The following is a 16664-nucleotide window of genomic DNA, read 5'->3' as shown; positions in this document are numbered from 1 at the left end:
CGACGTGGACTCACCAACCCAGAGCCCTGTCCAACACCGGCGCGCGATCGCCGAGCTGATCGACGAACTGCGCACCGACCGCAATGGTGACCTGCCCGCACGGCAGACCCGGAGGCGATGGATCGTCGGCGTGACGCTCGTGATCGGCGCGATACTTCTCGGCTTCTCATTGTCGGCGACCCCGGGCGACAACAGGTTCTATCCGCTGACCGTTGCGCTCGGTGTGGTCTGGGTCGTCGGCGGTTTCCTCGCCGGCCCGGTCCCGGCCGGGTCGTTCCCCGCTATCGGTCGACACTCGGTGAACGGCGTACCCACCCACCCCCATCGCAACGCGGTTTTGCTCGGCATGACAGTGGGCCTAGTGGTCGGCGCCTGCTTCGTCGTCGGGGCTTTCGGCACCCGCCTGATCCCCCCGTTCAACGACCTGATCAATCGTGTGCTGGCCTACGCCGATTCCGGGAGTATCGTCGCGATCGCGGCGATCACCTTGGGCAACGGCGCCGCCGAAGAACTGTTCTTTCGCGGGGCGGTGTACACCGCCGCCCGCCCGTGGCACCCGCTGGTGCTGTCGACCGGCATCTATGTCGTCGTGACGATGGCCAGCGGCAATGTGATGCTCGGTTTCGCCGGGGTGATCCTCGGCGCGGTGTGCGCGGTGCTTCGACGCGCGACCGGAGGAGTACTCGCACCGCTGTGCACCCACGTCGTGTGGTCGGTGATCGTGCTGTTCGCACTGCCGCCCATCGTCGGGGTGTGAGCCAGGTTTCAGCGAACCCCGAACCGGTTTGGGCGAAGGCCACCTCAGCGGCTACATTCGTGAGTTGGCACGGCCGCCTCGGCCGTTGCCACGCGCGTATAGCTCAGCGGTAGAGCTCTGGTCTTACACACCAGCGGTCAGGGGTTCGAATCCCTTTGCGCGCACTGTGACATCCCTTCCGGCCTCCGGCCGGTGTGCGCCTGCAGTGTGTGAGAAAGATTCATGCAGGCGCACCACGACATCCCTTCCGGCCTCCGGCCGGTGTGCGCCTGCAGTGTGTGAGAAAGATTCATGCAGGCGCACCACGACATCCCTTCCGGCCTCCGGCCGGTGTGCGCCTGCAGTGTGTGACAGAGATCCGCGGAGGTGCATCATCAACGTCGTCGCAACGACACACGCAGTTCGACTATTGTCGCGCGGATTGCCTCTCCGGTCGCTTTAATCGTCCTCATGTCTTCTGCTTACGTTCGTAGCCGCCGGTCCCGTGCCGGTCGGTCCGCGATCGCCGTCCTCACCGTCATCCTCGGCCTCACGACAGCCTGCTCCGTCAGCGGCACGCCCGTCGCGGCGGGCCCCGCGATCGACGGCTTCGTCACCGGCGTGACCGCGATCAACGACTCGGGCGGGTCGTCGTCCACGGTGTCCGGAACGCTCGGCGCGGGGCAGTCGGCGGGACCGACACTGCGGCTGCCGGACAACGTCACGGCGATCAACGGCGGTAGCGTCCTGCAGAACACCACCTCGTCGGCTCCCATCACCTCCATGCGCATAGCGTTGGAGGCCAAGCGCAATGGCAAGGCAACCGGCCAACCCGCGCCCGGATACACAGAGCTGAAACTGGGGTCGGCAACGACGAGCGCCGCGGTGGTGATGACACTGGCCCAGCAACTGCCGTCGGAGGATTTCGCCTTCTACTTCGCGGGCGTCGACGCATCGGGGGTGCAGGGTCCGATGGTGCGTCAGGAGGTCAAGGCACTCAAGGTCGGCACCGGCGCTGTCCAGGTCAGTACATCGTGGACCGTCGACAGCGACCTCGATCTCATCCTGGTCGAGCCGTCGGGCGACAAGATCTACTTCAACAACAAGGCGTCCTCGTCGGGCGGCACTCTGGATCTCGACTCCAACGCCGACTGCGACATCGACGGCAAACGCAACGAGAACATCACCTACCCACAAGCCCCCTCCGGCACCTACACGGTGTACGTGAACCTGTATTCCTCGTGCGGAACGCCGGCAACCGACTATGTGGTGACGGTGAGCGTAGGCGGTCAACAACCACGTACCTTCACCGGAACCTTCACCGGCCCGGGGTTGCGTACCGCCGACACCTCTAAGATCCGTGAGGTGACCACCTTCCAGGTGGGCTGAGTTCGCACGCGGATTGCCCGCAAACAGAAGATCACCCCGCTTCACCCGGACCGCCGGCTGCCGTCCCTCTCCCGCCTGAACGACTACGGCAGCAATCGCGACGACGTGTTGGGTATCGTCATCCCGGAATCGCTGGTGGCGTATCAGCGCCTGGCCGAGGGGAAGTGTGTGAACGCGGGCAATTCGGGGATGGTCGCCGGGTATCATCTGAGCGGCCCCGTCCGTACCGATGCACTTGGACAGGTCTACATCGCAGATCGTCTCGGCTCCGGTCGCGTGTTGATGCGGCTGTTGGCCGTCGACCCCAATGCTGTCGGCTTCCGGTCCAGTTTTTCCGCGCAGGCGCATGCAGTGCAGGGGCTGGTCCATCCGGGGCTCGGCGGGCTCCTGCAGTACGGCGAGGAGTCCGGCCGCACCTGGTTCACCAGCCGCTTCGTCGACGGTCATCTGCTCACCGCCGACCGACGCGCCGACTCCGATGCCCTGGCCATTGCGGGTCAGGTCGCCGACGTCCTCGACCACGCCCATCGCCGCGGAATCGTCCACGGCGACCTCGCGCCAGGCGAGATCCTGCTCCCCGGTGCCGCCGGGCCGGATCCGACAGATGGAACGGTCGCCATACTCGATGTCGGCACACTGGCGCTATCGGGCCGCCCCGTCCTGAACCCTCTGTCGGGGTCACCGGAGTTCACCGCACCCGAGGTCATCGCGGGCCACCCGGCCGGCCCCGCGTCCGACCAGTACTCGTTGGCCTGCATCCTTTACCAGATGATGGTCGGCACAACGCCTTTCGCGAGTTCTTCACCGACCGAGATCCTGGGGGGCCACCTGCACCGGCAGGCACCTCCGATCAGCGCGAGGCGTCCCGATCTCGCCATGCTCGACGTGGCGTTCGGCCACGCGCTCGACAAGGACCCCGCCCGGCGCTACCCGGACTGCCGGGCATTCGTCGGAACGGTCGCCACCCTCGCGTCGCGGACCGCCGCGCAGCACCAGCCATCCGCGCCCGAGATACCGCCGTCGTCGTTCCGAGGACGCTCGCACACGCCTGCGCCGGACACCATTGCGCCCGTGGTCACGCCGGAACCCCCGGCGCACCCCCGACCCGTCGACACCTCGTCGGAGAATCCGGCGCAGGCGCCTGTTCGGCAACTACCCGTACCGGACCGGATACCTGCCCCACATCCACCCTCGCCGGCAACACTCCCCGCGACCACTGTGCCGCCGGGCGCCGACACACCAGACGCACCGACGGAGGCCGAGCCCTCACCCGACGCGACCGCGCCACCGACGGTCGTACCCGCTGACACCGGCTCCTCGCCTCTCGGTCTCGGTGAGCCGACATCGAATTCCCACTCAGGTCAGACCGTCACACCCGACACCCCAATGCCGACCGGAGCACGTGTGGCACCGAGCTCATTCGGCGATCCGCCCACGGTGATGGTTGCCGGAGCACCCGCTGGCTCGTCGTCGCCGGAATCGGGTACGCCGCCACAGACGGGGACCGCACACCTCGGTTCGCCGGACACCCTGCCACCGATGGACCTCCCGGCTGACCTGCCGGGTCGAGGCGCACGACTCCGTCGCCGCGTGCTTGTGTCCGCGCTAGGACTCGCTGCGGTCGCTGTGATCGCAGTGATTGCGGTCGCAGCAACGTGGTTCGTCGTCGGTCGCGAACCCTCGCTCACCCAGGTGACCACCTCGTCGATCTCTACCGACAACAATGCGACCTGCGCGATCCGCGACGCACAATTGTACTGCTGGGGTTCCAACACCAATGGCGTCCTCGGCAACGGCACCACCACGGACTCATCGGCCCCAGTCAAGGTCAACGGACTGGGCAAGGTGACGAGCGTTGACCTCGGATGGACATCCGCCTGCGCAATCGCCGACGGCGCACTCTATTGCTGGGGTGGCAATGCCCAGGGACAACTCGGCAACGGCACCACCAACGCTAGTCTCAACCCAACCAAGGTGGACTCCTTGCACAACGTGACATCGGTGACCGTGGGCGCCGACGTCACGCTCGTCGGTGACGCCATCACCTCCCTCACCACCACCTGCGCCGTCGCCGACGGCGGAACCTACTGTTGGGGCGCCAATCACGACGGTCAGATTGGTGACGGCACAACCACGGATCGGCCCAGTCCCACCAGGGTGAAGAACATCGGCGATGTGGTGTCGGCGACCACCGACTCGGCGCAGACATGCGCGGTGACCCGTCCCGGCGATGTCTATTGTTGGGGCTCCAATGAGCGCGGTCAGCTCGGCGACGGCACGCTCGACAACCGCGTCGCGCCGGTACGAATCGGCGGCGTGTCGCACGTGACCGACATCGCCACCTCGGTCAACTCCACCTGCGCCGTCAGCGACGGATCACTGTGGTGCTGGGGAAACAACACCTACGAGCAAACCGGCGATGCCGATCGTCGTACCACCCGTGTCCCCACCAAGGTCGCTGGTCTGACCGACGTCTCATCGGTGGCACTCGGCTCGCAGACCACATGCGCGGTGGCTGGTGCTGCCGCCTACTGCTGGGGGATCAACTCGGCCAACTCGATCAACTCCGATCCCCGCGGGTACTTCGCCACTCCCGCCAAGATCACCGGCATCGATGGCTCCGTCACCGAGGTCACGACCGCGTCCTCGGTCAGCTGCGCACGTACAGATCACAAGACGTTCTGTTGGGGTTCCAACAGCAAAGGCCAGCTCGGTCTCGGGTCAACCGGCTACGTCGACGGCCCCACGGAGGTTTCCTTTTGAGCGCGCACATTTGGTGCACCGACGCGGGACGAGCACTGAGGAGGATGTGTTAGTGGCACAACTCGATGCGGGCAGCACCTTTGCCGGATATCAGGTCCTCGCCAAGCTCGGCGCGGGCGGCATGGGCCAGGTGTATCTGGTCGAACACCCGCACCTACTCCGACGTGAAGCGATGAAGGTCATCTCTGTCACCGTCGCCGACAACACCGAATTCCAGCAACGGTTCATCAATGAAGCACGGACCGTGGCCTCGTTGAATCATCCGGGAATCGTCGCGATCCACCACTACGGCGTCGAGAAGGATTCGCCGTGGTTCACCATGACCTATCTCGACGGCAAGGACCTGACCGCCGGAGGGCTGTCGGATCAGGAGATCGGAGTCGTCGCCCTGCGTACCGGCGAGGCGCTCGACTACGCCCACCGCCACCAGGTGATCCACCGCGACATCAAGCCGGCCAACATCATCGTCACCCGTGAGACGGATGGGGCGATCGAACAGGTGGTACTACTCGACTTCGGCATCGCCAAGCTCGCCGATTCGACGTCGATGACCGCCACCCAGGCATTCATCGGCACCCTGGCCTACGCCGCTCCCGAAATGATCGACGCCGAACCCGCCGGCCCGTTCAGCGACCAGTACGCGCTGGCATGCAGCATTTACGAATTACTCACCGGTGCCGCGCCTTTCGAAGCCCCGACGCCCTCGGCAATGATGGCCGCGCTGCTGTCGAAGCCGGCGCCACCACTGAGCTCACGACGGCCCGACCTCGCCGCCCTCGACCCGGTGTTCGAGCGCGCTCTCGCCAAAGACCCGACCCAACGATTCCCCGATTGCCAGTCCTTCGCCCGCGCACTCGCCGGGGTTCTCGCCGGATCTCCCGGCGGTGCCGCATCGGCGGTCGCCCCCTGGGGAACCACCGATCCGGTCGGCAGATCGAGTGAACTTCTCTCGCCAGACGCAGCGACCGTGGAGTCGCATCGACCCAGACGACGCCGCACGCGCACCGTGTTGTTGTCGGCGCTGGCCGCGCTCCTGGTTGCCGCCGTAGCCGTCGTCGCCACCGTGGCGACCGTCGGCCGCACCGACTCGACGCCGCCCGCGGCCACCACCCCGACGTTCACCGACGTCAGTACGTCCGTCTTCAGTTCGTGCACAGTGTACGAACGCGCCGCCTACTGCTGGGGGCAGAACGACGACGGTCAACTCGGTGACGGGACCACCACCAACCGCACCACACCCACCAAGGTCGTTGGACTCACCGATGTCACCGACATCGCCGTCGGCGGCTCCGGGACCTGCGCGGTCGCTTCGAAGAAGGCCTATTGCTGGGGGACGGCCGAACAGATCCTCACACCGAAGGAGATTCCGGGACTGACAAATGTCACCGACATCGCCACCAACTCCTTCTCAACCTGCGCGATCGCCGACAGCTTCCTCTATTGCTGGGGATCGAACTCAGATGGCCAGCTTGGTGACGGGACAACCACTGCTCGCACGGCGCCCACCAAAGTAGAAGCCCTATCGGCGGTAACCCAGATCTCGGTCACCGACGACTCCACGTGCGCGCTGGCCAACGGCCAGGCCTACTGCTGGGGAAAGAACGCGAGCGGACAACTCGGCGATGGCACCACCGCGATGCGCGCCTCGCCCGTCGAGGTCAAGAACCTTCGGTATACGGCGTCGCTCAGTGCTGGAAGTGATTGGGGCAAAGGCTCTGCCTGTGCACGGCGCGCCGACTACACCGCGTTCTGCTGGGGAGACAATGGCTCCGGTCAGATCGGTGACGGGACGACCACCAATCGATTGGTGCCCACCCAGGTCCTTACAGACATCGCCTCCATTGTGACCGAGGGCGGATCCACGTGTGCCATCACACGGTCGGGCACCCTGAAGTGCTGGGGCGCAGACCGCAACGATTACCAGGACGTGACCACCCCCAGTGATGTACGCGGCATCGACGGAGTCACCGCGGTGAGCGTCTGGAACGACAACACCTGCGCGATCGCGCACGACAAGCTCTTCTGTTGGGGCCCCAACTCCGAGGGCCAGATCGGCGACGGAACGACCCAGAGCAGGAAGGTGCCGACTCAGGTGAACGTCCGGCCGTGACACTCCTGCCGGCCGGGCGTGTTGTCGACAGTCGTCGCCCACCCCACCTCCGCGGGGACAGCGGCACGCACCACACGCTTCGCCGACGGACTGGTCACGGCGTTCCCGGCACCGGTGCCAACCGGTAACGGTGTGGGTGTGGAATTGACCCGGAAGTAGTTGCAATCGCAACGAATTATTATGGGCCACAATCCATATTCGTGAATCGGTGAGCGCCCCCAACCGGAGGACACTGGGGGTCGGACGTGCACCGAATCGTCTCGCCACCCCGCCACAGTGAGCTACTGATACTCCCGTGCGAGCGCCTCGACACCGCTATCACGCCTGCACCGCACCCGAACGAAACGCTCACCTGCCAGGGCGGCTCTGTCTTCCTCAGAGTCGGCGGGACACGTTCACGTCTCAGGGTTCACGTCTCGGGCTGTTGGTTCGAGCCGACGCCACAGATCCGGGGCGCTGTACGACGTCGGTGGTGTGCGCACGAGAACCGTACGCTGGAGTGCGCCGCAGAACGAGGGACGACCCGGCCTGACCACTGCCGAGGGGTGATGCACCACCGGACCGCAGGATATCTCGGTGCGCTGGGTGCACTGACCACACCCTGCTACGACTGCCGGGAACTCACGTCGTTGACCTCGAGTGTGGCGTTCGCGGCTTCCTGCGCCGCCTGCCCCTCGGCGACCTCCTCCGGGGTGAACCGCATGAACAGCACGACGACGGCCGCGATGACCGCTATCCCGGCGCAGCACGCGAACCCCAGCCCGTAACCGTCGGCCTGAGCGGCGAGTTGAGTGGCGTTCATCGTTTCCACCGGTGCGGTGGTACCCCCCTGCGAGAGCGCGCGTGAGGTGACCATCGCACCGACCACGACGAGCCCGACGGCACCGCCGAGATTCTGGGCCACCTGCGCCAGTGCAGTGAGCGGGCCGATCTCGGTCGGCTCTACCCCGGCGATCACCGACAGGGTGAGCGGGATGACGGCGAAGCCGACACCGAAGCCGATCACCACGACCGGAATCGCAATGCTCGGGAAGTATGTGGGCATCTCGGTAGCGATCGATGATGCGTACAGGCAACCGGCGAGGATGACGGCACCACCGACAAGCACCAGCCAGCGCGGCTGGATCATCAGGGCGAGTTTGGAGGCGATCGCCGCAGCCACCCCGAGGCCCACCGCGAACGGCACCACCGCCAGACCGCTCTGGATGGGCGTGTACTTGAGGATTCCTTGTAGGTACAGCGAGATGAACACCGCCATGCACATCATGATCATGCTGGCCAGCAGGATCGCACCGAGAGCCGCGACCCGACTGCTGTTGTCGAACAATCGCAGCGGCAGAATCGGATTCGCTGCGCGGCGCTCCCAGATGAGGAAGGCGACCAACGCCAGCCCACCGAGGATGAACGACCCGACGACCATGGGACTGCCCCACCCGTTGGGCCCGTCACTGACCGCGAGCACCAGCAAGGTGCAGCCCAGCGTGGCCAACACCGCACCGGGAACGTCGAGGGGCATCCGCTCGCCCTGCGACTCGCGCAGGGCGAACAGCGCGCCCACCACGACCGCGAGTCCGATCGGCACATTGATCAGGAACACCAGACGCCAGGAGATCTGGGTCAGCACGCCGCCCAGGATGAGTCCGGCGACCGACCCCACGCCCGTCATCGCGGCGTAGATGGCAAAGGCCTGGCTCCGCGGTTTCCCGGGTGCGAAGGTCGTGGCGACCAGCGCCATGGCAGTCGGTGCGGCGATGGCCGCCGAGGCGCCCTGCAGCGCTCGGCCGATGACCAGACACTCCTCGTTCCAGGCCACCCCGCACAGCAGGGAGGTCGCAGTGAACGCGGCCACGCCCACGATGAACATCCGTTTGCGACCGAAGGCGTCGCCCAGGCGGCCGCCGAGGAGCATCAGCCCGCCGAAGGCCAGTACGTAGCTGGTGATGACCCAGTTCGCCGACGACTCGCTCAGCGAGAGGCCGTCTCGGATGCGCGGCAGGGCAAGTGCGGCGACGGTGCCGTCGAGCACCATCAACAGCTGCATCCCCGACAGCACCAGGATCGCAAGACCGAACACCGGCCGGTACTGATCCGACGGCGCCGTGGTGGCATCGCTCGACGCCGAGAATGTCGACATACCGGTCGACGCTACCGCTGACAGGTCCGACTATGCCAATCCCCGTTGACGTATCGGTGTCCTCTGAGTGTCGCGGGGCCGCGCCCGGTCGGCGGTTTCTCAGGCGAACGCGAGCACGTCCTCGGCGTCGGTGAAGCCCGCGACGTCGCCGATGACGACGATCGCCGGTGGGCGTAGGCCCTCACTCTGTGCGGTCTGCGCGGCGTGCGCGAGATCGGTGCGGAGCACGCGTTGGGTGGGCAGTGAGCCGTTCTCGATCATCGCGACCGGAGTGTCGGCGGCTCGTCCACCGGACAGCAGCGCCTGCGCGAACTTTTCGACCCGCTCCACCGCCATCATCAGCACGACCGTGCCGCGCAGTCGTGCCAGCGCCGACCAATCGGTCAGCGAGTCGGGATGATCGGGCGCCACATGCCCCGACACGATAACCACCTCGTGCGTCACCCCGCGATGGGTCACCGGGATACCTGCGGCCGACGGCACCGAGATGGGACTCGCGATGCCCGGGACCACCGTCACCGGGACACCTGCGGCCACACACGCCTGCAATTCCTCGAAGCCGCGACCGTAGACGTAGGGGTCGCCGCCTTTGAACCGGACGACGAATTTGCCCTCCGTGGCCTTGGCGACGAGGACGTCGTTAATGGCCTCCTGCTTCATCGCCCGCCCGTACGGGACCTTCGCAGCGTCGATGATCTCGACCTGCGGGCCCAGCGCCGCAAGCAGTTCTGGCGGTGCGAGTCGATCGGCGACCACCACGTCCGCGGCCATCAACAACCGCAGTCCGCGGACGGTGATGAGGTCAGGGTCGCCTGGCCCGCCGCCGACGAGTGCCACACCGGGCGGGTGCGGGGGCTCGTCGACGCGGAGATCACCGTCAGCCAGCGCGGTACTGATCGCCGCTCGCAATGCCGCCGACAACTTGTGGTCGCCGCCGGCGAGAACCCCGAACTGGATGTCCCGGTGCCGCCCGGAAGCCGGGGTCACCGCGGTGCCGAACCGGGCGTCGTCGGCGCGCACGCAGAACGTGTGCCGACGCTCCGCCTCGGCGACCACCGCAGCGTTCACCTCGGGGTCATCGGTGCAGGCCATCGCATACCAGGCGCCGTCGAGGTCACCGTCGGCGTATGCGCGATGGTGCAGGGTGATGCCACCGAAGGATTCGACGGCGGGCGTCGGCTCGAGAGCCACCACGTGCACCTGCGCCCCCGCCGCCAGCAGGTTCGGCAGGCGTCGCTGCGCGACCGATCCCCCGCCGACCACGACGACCTTGCGGCCCATCAGGTCCAGGCCCGACAGATAGTGGGGATGACCTGATCCGGGGTGTGCGGCGGCAGACATGAGAAGAACCGTACCGACTGCGCGGCGATCGGCAGCGCTCAGACCGCTCCGTGTGCGAGCGGCGCTCGCCCGGCGCCGTCGGAGTCAGCCGCTCACCCGGTGAGATCGGTTACAGGGGAAGTTCGCCGGTCCGGCGAATGTGTGCCCACACATCGGCCGCCGGCACACCGAGTCGGTGCGCCGACGCCTCGAGCAGCGCACCGAGCAACACCGAACTGCAGTACTCCCCCGACGCCGGATCGGCCGCATGGGCCCGGATCTCGTTCCACCACGTCGGATTGTGGCTCGCAGCCGCCTCGGCCATCGCGATAGCCGCCTCGAAACCGTCGGGTACGTCGGGCGCCACCGGAGCCGAGTCGCACGAGCGGTAACGCGGCCGGCATCCATCAACGTCGTCGGCCAACGGGTTCCGCGGGTTGTCGATTACCGTCATGCGCCCGCCCTGGCCTTGCGCTCCTCGCGTTCGAGCGCGCGCTCGCGGGCACGTTCGAACTTCTCGACCTTGACACTCATCTCCTGGAGATACTCGGCGAGCTTGTCCCGATACATCTGGCCGAGTGGGCCGAAGTCGTCGCGCTCAAAGATGCGCCACTTGCGCAGCACCGGCATCACCACCTCCGAAAGGTGTTGCGGGAGATCGTAGATACCGCCCTTGGCAATCAGGACGGCGTTGCGGCGGAAGTTGGGCATGGTGGCACCGGGCATCTGGAAATTCGACACGATGCCGTAGATCGCACACATCGCCTGATCGGGAACGAGGTCGAGCGCACCGGCAACGATGTTGCGGTAAAACAGCATGTGCAGGTTCTCGTCGGCCGCCACACGCGCCAGCATGCGATCGGCGATGGGGTCTCCGCAGGCCTTGCCGGTGTTGCGATGGCTCACACGTGTCGCGAGTTCCTGGAAGCTGACGTAGCTGACCGCGAAGAGCATGTCGAAGCTGTGATCGCGCTGACCGTCGTCCTCGGGCAGCGGATTGAATCCATGCGTCATGTGCTGCAAGCGGATCTCTTCGAGTTCCACGGGATCCACGCCTCGCGTGACGACGAGATAATCACGCATCACCGTCGAATGCCGCATCTCCTCGGCGGTCCAACGCCCCACCCAGAAGCCCCACGCATCGTCGAGGGTGAAGTTCTCGGCGATCACCCGGTGATACGACGGCAGGTTGTCCTCGGTGAGCAGATTGGTGACCATCGCGGCCTTGGCCACCTCGGACAGCTTCGACTGCTCGGGATCCCAGTCGAGGCCACCGAGCGCGGCGAAGTTGCGACCGTCGTCCCACGGTACGTAATCGTGGGGATGCCAGTCATTGGTCATCTTCATGTGACGCTCGACCTCGGCCTCACAGACCGGCAGCAGTTCACGCAGCAGGTCCGACCCGGTCATTTCGGTGTCGCTCGCGGATCCGATCAGGGTTGTCACTTCGCAGCTCCTCCGTTGGTGATTCGCATACCCGTGGGTTCCACTCTCGCGCAACCTCACCAGGTCGCGAGTGAGCCGAAGGTCCCGGATGAGTGAGGACCGACGTCGCGTTCTGCGTCATCATGTGCGGTAATTTCGAGTCATGGCCACCGACCCGCGCCCATCCAAGGCCACACCGACCGTCGCGCCACCGACACCGCAGACCCCAACCGCCGCAGAGCACGACGACGCCGATCCCGAACGCCCCGTTCGGGTGTTCCTCGTCGATGACCATGAACTCGTTCGGCGCGGACTGCGTGACCTTCTCGGCACCGCCGAAGACATCGAGGTGGTCGGTGAGGCGGCGACGGTCACCGAGGCGCGGGTCGGCATCCTCGCCGCCCGACCCGACGTTGCCGTCCTCGATGTCCGGCTGCCCGACGGCAACGGGGTGGAGCTCTGTCGTGATGTGCGCGCCGTCGATCCGTCGGTGCGCTGCCTGATGCTGACGAGCTACGCCGACGACGACGCGTTGCTTGCGGCGGTGCTCGCCGGCGCATCGGGTTTCGTGCTCAAACAGATCCTCGGTCGCAACCTGGTGGCCGCGGTTCGCACCGTCAGTCGCGGTGGGTCGCTACTCGACGATCGCAGTACCGCCGCCCTGCTGGCCAAACTCCGGGAGGGTAATTCGCAGGCCGATCCGCTTGCCGAACTGACCCATCAGGAACGCGAGGTCTTCAATCTGATCGGCGACGGCCTGACCAACCGGCAGATCGCAGAGAAGATGTTCCTCGCGGAAAAAACCATCAAGAACTATGTCTCGCGCATCCTGGCCAAGCTCGACATGCAGCGCCGCACTCAGGTCGCGGTGATGGCCACCAAGATCCGCGACGGCAAGGTCTGAGGCGATTCGAGCCGCCTCAGGCCGGGGTCAGCGGTACCGACCACGTCAATGTCGTCCCACCGTGGCCGCGTGATGTGCCACCCCGAGTATCGATATCGAAGGTACCGTCACATTCCTCGGCACGACGGGTGAGATTGGCCAGTCCGCGGTAGGTGACCGACTTGTCGATACCGACACCGTCGTCGTTGATCTCCACGCGGAGGACCTCGTCGGCGCTGACCGACACCGAGATGTGTTCGGCGCCGGAGTGTCGCAACGCATTCGACAACCCCTCGCGCAGCACCGCGTCGATGTGCGGACCAAGCGTGTCGGGCACCACGGTGTCGACCGGTCCGACGAATTGCACACTCGGCGCGATCGGCGCGTGTGCTGACAACTCGGAGACGATGTCGAGTACGCGCCGGCGCAGTGTCGAGGTGTCGTGGTAACCGGCGACGGTCTGCAAGTCGAAAATCGACGTGCGGATCTGAGCGATGGTCCAGTCGAGGTCGGTCATCACCTGTTCGAGACGGTTGCTGACCGAGTCGTCAACGGCCCCGTTATCCCGGGCTGCCTGCAGGGTCTGCACCGACATGCCGATGGCGAATAGCCGCTGGATGACGTGATCGTGGAGGTCGCGCGCGATCCGGTGCCGATCTTCGAGAACCTCAAGATCGCGCGCGATCTGTTGCTGTTCGGCGTACACCACGGCCAGGGAGACGATCTCGGCCACACCGGCGAGACCGGAGATCTCCTCCTCCTCCCAAAACGGCTTGCGTTCGGAGGTGATAAGCACCCACCCGAGGATTCCCGACACCCGGTGCAACGGCTGCAGCGTCACCCATCGAGCACCCCGGGCGGTCAGGCCCGGACCAACCTCATCGGTGGGCAGCACCGTCATCTCCGACGAGAACGGCACCTTCAGCACCGTCGGATCGAGCCCGGGGCTGGTGGCGCCCTCCACCGTCAGTTCGCCCTCGTCGTCGGTGATCAGGTACACGTCGACGGCATCGACGAGTTCGCGCACATCCGAGCACATCCGGAACAAGGTGTCCGACAACGCGATTCCGGCGAGCGGCTCGGACCCGCGGCGCACCAGGATCTGCATCCACCGGTGTCGAGTGCGGGCCCGCTCGAACAGTTGCGCGTTGTCGACGGCGATCCCGGCGGCCACCGCGAGAACCGCGACGAGTGTCTCGTCGATCTCGGAGAACCCGGCGCCGCCACGTTTCTCGGTCAGATAGATGCGACCGTAGATCGACCCGCGGATGATCACCGGCGCGCCGAGGAAGGTGGTCATCGGCGGATGATGCGGCGGGAACCCCACCGACGCAGGATGTTGTGCGAGATCGGGCACTCGCAGCACATGCGGGTCGTCCATCAGCACCCCGAGCACACCACGACCGATCGGCAGTGCCCCCATCAGCGCTCGTTGCTGCGGCGTGATCCCGGTCCAGACAAACTCGCTCAGACCGCCGTCGGGGCCGCGGACACCGAGGGCGCCGTACTGGGCGTCGACCACACCAGCGGCGACCTCGACGATGCGTTGCAGCGCATGGTCGAGTTCGAGCCCTTGCCCGACGAGGAGCACCGCCTCGAGCAGATCCCGCAGGATGTCGGGGTTATCGATGCCGTGCGACGCGAGTGCGTCGAGAGCCTTGGTCACCTCACCGGCCGGCATGGCTGCGCTTCTTCCTCTCGTCGTCGGGTCGCGACATGCGGCGCTCGATGCCGGATTCCCGCAGGCGCACTCGGTGAGACCCGCTGTGCTGCAAAATGTTCGGCGGCCCGAACGAATCGGAGGATCGCGCGCGGTACCGCCACCGGATGCACGTGAAGATAGGACGCGTGGACCGAGCCCGCCCCGATGCCGTCGGTGGCCGGGCGCCCCGTTCCGTCACGCCACGCCCAGGCAGGTTGTGCCGCAGTGAGTTCGACAGTCGATCGATGAAACTCGTGGCCGGTCACCCGGCTGCCCGCCGGGTACAGCACCGAGTCGGCGACGGCGACTGCATCGCGGTAACCGAGGGTCAGGCGCGGACCGAACCGCCCGACACCGTCGATCACCCCGGCCATCGGAAACCCGTCGAGTTCACGACACAGATACAGCAGTCCGGCGCATTCGGCGTGGATCGGCGCACCGGATCGGGCCAACGCATTGATGTCCTCGCGCAGCTGTGCGTTCGACGACAGCTCCCCGGCGTGTTCCTCGGGGAACCCACCGCCGAGAACGAGGCCGGCGGTCCCGTCGGGTAGCCGGTCGGTCAGCGGGTCGACGTCGATGGTCTCGGCGCCTGCGGCCTGGAGCATCTCCGCATGTTCGGCGTAACCGAAGGTGAACGCCGCACCGGCGGCGACCGCGATGATGGGCTTGACCGCGGGCGGTTCGATGGGGCCGCGGACCTCGGCCAGTGTGTCGTGTGGTGTCCACGCCGATGCTGACGGCGTGGTGCCGGTACGCGCGGCGGCGACGATCGCGGGAACGTCGAGGCCCGCCGACACGGTCGCGGTCATCGCCGCCACCGCGGCCACCGCGTCGGCGCTGCGTTCGGCAGCCGGAATGAGGCCGAGATGCCGTGAGGGCACCGTGAGGCTCGGATCACGGTGCAGCACACCGAAGACCGGAAGTCCGACGCGACGACACGCCTGGCGGAGCACCGCCTCGTGCCGGAAAGAGCCGACCCGGTTGAGGACGACCCCGGCGATCCGGGCCGTCGGCGAGAAACCGAGGAAGCCGTGCAGTAGCGCGGCCAGGGACTGACTGTGCCCGGCGGCGTCGACCACCAGGACGATCGGGGCGCCGATCAATGCGGCGACCTGTGCGGTGGAGCCGATCCCGTTCGGGTCAGCATCATCGGGGTCATGGGTTTCGTCGGCACCGATGCCGGTGATGCGGCCGTCGAACAGGCCCATCACCCCCTCCACGACGGCGATGTCGGCACCGCGGGTGCCCCAGGAGAACAGCGGCGCGATGAGGTCGGCACCGACAAGGTTCGGGTCGAGATTGCGTCCGGTCCGGCCGGCGGCCACGGCATGGTAGCCGGGGTCAATGTAGTCGGGTCCGACCTTGAACGGCGCGACGCGGTGCCCGGCGGCCCGCAGCGCCCCGATCAGGCCGGTGGTCACCGTCGTCTTGCCGCTCCCCGAGGCGGGCGCGGCGATCACCACAGCCGGGATCGACGATGGGCCGGTCACCATTCGATGCCCTTCTGCCCCTTGCGTCCGGCGTCCATGGGGTGGGCGATCTTGTGCATCTCGGTGACCAGGTCGGCGGAGTCGAGGAGTGCTTGTGGGGCGCGGCGGCCGGTGATCACGACGTGCTGGCGTCCGGGCCGCTCCCGCAACGCGGTGACGACGTCGTCGGTGTCGATCCACCCCCAGTGCAACGGGTAGGTGAACTCGTCGAGGACGTAGAAGTCGTGTTCGGCGGCGGCGAGCCGGCGTGCGATCTCCGCCCACCCCGCGCGGGCCGCCTCGGCGTGATCCTCGGCTGCATCAGAGTTGGCGCGCAGCCACGACCACCCCTGGCCCATCTTGTGCCATTGGACGGGCCCGCCCTGCCCGGTGGACTCATGGATCTCGCCGAGCGCGGTCAGCGCTGATTCCTCTCCAACCCGCCATTTGGCGCTCTTGACGAACTGGAACACCGCCACCCGCATGCCGGCGTTCCATGCCCGCATCGCCATCCCGAATGCCGCCGTCGACTTGCCCTTGCCGTCGCCGGTGTGCACGGCCAGGACCGGCATGTTCCGTCGCTGTCGGGTGGTGAGCCCGTCGTCGGGTATCGCGGTGGGAACGCCTTGCGGCACGTGCCTACTCCTTGTTCGCCGATCGAATCCGGTTGTGTGTCCAGGGTGTCACACCCGGCGCAGCGGTGAGGCCGTCCGGATTGCGTGCCGGCGGC

General features: G+C 66.7%; 12 protein-coding genes and 1 tRNA gene. 6 read left to right on the top strand and 7 right to left on the bottom strand.

The genetic code is table 11. The features are described from left to right. Nucleotides 1-4: 4 nt before the first annotated feature. The 5 genes from EF294_RS07580 (at nucleotide 5) to EF294_RS07560 (ending at nucleotide 6998) form a co-directional block, all read left to right on the top strand. Nucleotides 5-757: a type II CAAX endopeptidase family protein gene (locus tag EF294_RS07580; RefSeq protein ID WP_123927692.1), complete on the top strand. Its 753-nt coding sequence runs from the start codon at nucleotides 5-7 to the stop codon at nucleotides 755-757. A gap of 92 nt (nucleotides 758-849) precedes the next feature. Beyond that, a tRNA-Val gene (locus EF294_RS07575) sits at nucleotides 850-921 on the top strand. A 286-nt stretch (nucleotides 922-1207) separates the two neighbouring features. Beyond that, on the top strand, nucleotides 1208-2125 hold the full coding sequence (locus EF294_RS07570; RefSeq protein WP_123927689.1) for a YfaP family protein: 918 nt from the start codon (nucleotides 1208-1210) through the stop codon (nucleotides 2123-2125). A 105-nt stretch (nucleotides 2126-2230) separates the two neighbouring features. After that, on the top strand, nucleotides 2231-4888 hold the full coding sequence (locus EF294_RS07565) for a protein kinase domain-containing protein (protein ID WP_246007742.1): 2658 nt from the start codon (nucleotides 2231-2233) through the stop codon (nucleotides 4886-4888). Between the two features lie 52 nt (nucleotides 4889-4940). Beyond that, the gene (locus tag EF294_RS07560; protein ID WP_123927685.1) at nucleotides 4941-6998 is read left to right on the top strand and encodes a protein kinase domain-containing protein; all 2058 of its coding nucleotides are present in this window, start codon (nucleotides 4941-4943) and stop codon (nucleotides 6996-6998) included. 604 nt (nucleotides 6999-7602) lie between these two features. Here the strand turns inward: EF294_RS07560 and EF294_RS07555 are convergent. The 4 genes from EF294_RS07555 to EF294_RS07540 all read right to left on the bottom strand — a co-directional run bounded on the left by EF294_RS07555 (nucleotide 7603) and on the right by EF294_RS07540 (nucleotide 11898). Further along, nucleotides 7603-9132, bottom strand: a complete 1530-nt coding sequence (locus EF294_RS07555; protein WP_123927682.1) for a DHA2 family efflux MFS transporter permease subunit — start codon at nucleotides 9130-9132, stop codon at nucleotides 7603-7605. A 99-nt stretch (nucleotides 9133-9231) separates the two neighbouring features. Next, entirely contained in the window at nucleotides 9232-10473 is a 1242-nt protein-coding gene (cobA, locus tag EF294_RS07550) for a uroporphyrinogen-III C-methyltransferase (protein ID WP_123927679.1), read from the bottom strand. Between the two features lie 109 nt (nucleotides 10474-10582). Beyond that, a complete protein-coding gene (locus EF294_RS07545; protein ID WP_123927676.1) occupies nucleotides 10583-10906 on the bottom strand; it encodes a hypothetical protein in 324 nt (107 codons plus the stop codon). Further along, nucleotides 10903-11898, bottom strand: a complete 996-nt coding sequence (locus EF294_RS07540; protein ID WP_123927673.1) for an acyl-ACP desaturase — start codon at nucleotides 11896-11898, stop codon at nucleotides 10903-10905. Before EF294_RS07540 ends, EF294_RS07545 begins: the two co-directional genes overlap by 4 nt. Before the next feature lie 142 nt (nucleotides 11899-12040). On the opposite strand from EF294_RS07540, the gene EF294_RS07535 reads away from it, so the two are divergent. Continuing rightward, nucleotides 12041-12781, top strand: a complete 741-nt coding sequence (locus tag EF294_RS07535; RefSeq protein ID WP_246007741.1) for a response regulator — start codon at nucleotides 12041-12043, stop codon at nucleotides 12779-12781. Between the two features lie 16 nt (nucleotides 12782-12797). On the opposite strand, the gene EF294_RS07530 is transcribed toward EF294_RS07535, so the two are convergent. From EF294_RS07530 to cobO, 3 genes are read right to left on the bottom strand one after another with little or no spacing between them, the layout of a single operon-like run. Next, a complete protein-coding gene (locus EF294_RS07530) occupies nucleotides 12798-14441 on the bottom strand; it encodes a GAF domain-containing sensor histidine kinase (RefSeq protein WP_123927670.1) in 1644 nt (547 codons plus the stop codon). Next, entirely contained in the window at nucleotides 14423-15958 is a 1536-nt protein-coding gene (locus tag EF294_RS07525; RefSeq protein ID WP_123927666.1) for a cobyrinic acid a,c-diamide synthase CobB, read from the bottom strand. Before EF294_RS07525 ends, EF294_RS07530 begins: the two co-directional genes overlap by 19 nt. Further along, a complete protein-coding gene (gene cobO / locus EF294_RS07520; RefSeq protein WP_123927663.1) occupies nucleotides 15952-16569 on the bottom strand; it encodes a cob(I)yrinic acid a,c-diamide adenosyltransferase in 618 nt (205 codons plus the stop codon). The genes EF294_RS07525 and cobO overlap by 7 nt, the downstream gene beginning before the upstream one ends. Nucleotides 16570-16664: the final 95 nt, after the last annotated feature.

The sequence above is a fragment of the Gordonia oryzae genome, from assembly GCF_003797185.1.
GTDB classification, from domain to species: Bacteria; Actinomycetota; Actinomycetes; order Mycobacteriales; family Mycobacteriaceae; genus Gordonia; species Gordonia oryzae.
The sequence above is the reverse complement of the archived record's forward strand: the minus strand, read 5'-3'. Positions and strand labels throughout refer to the sequence as shown.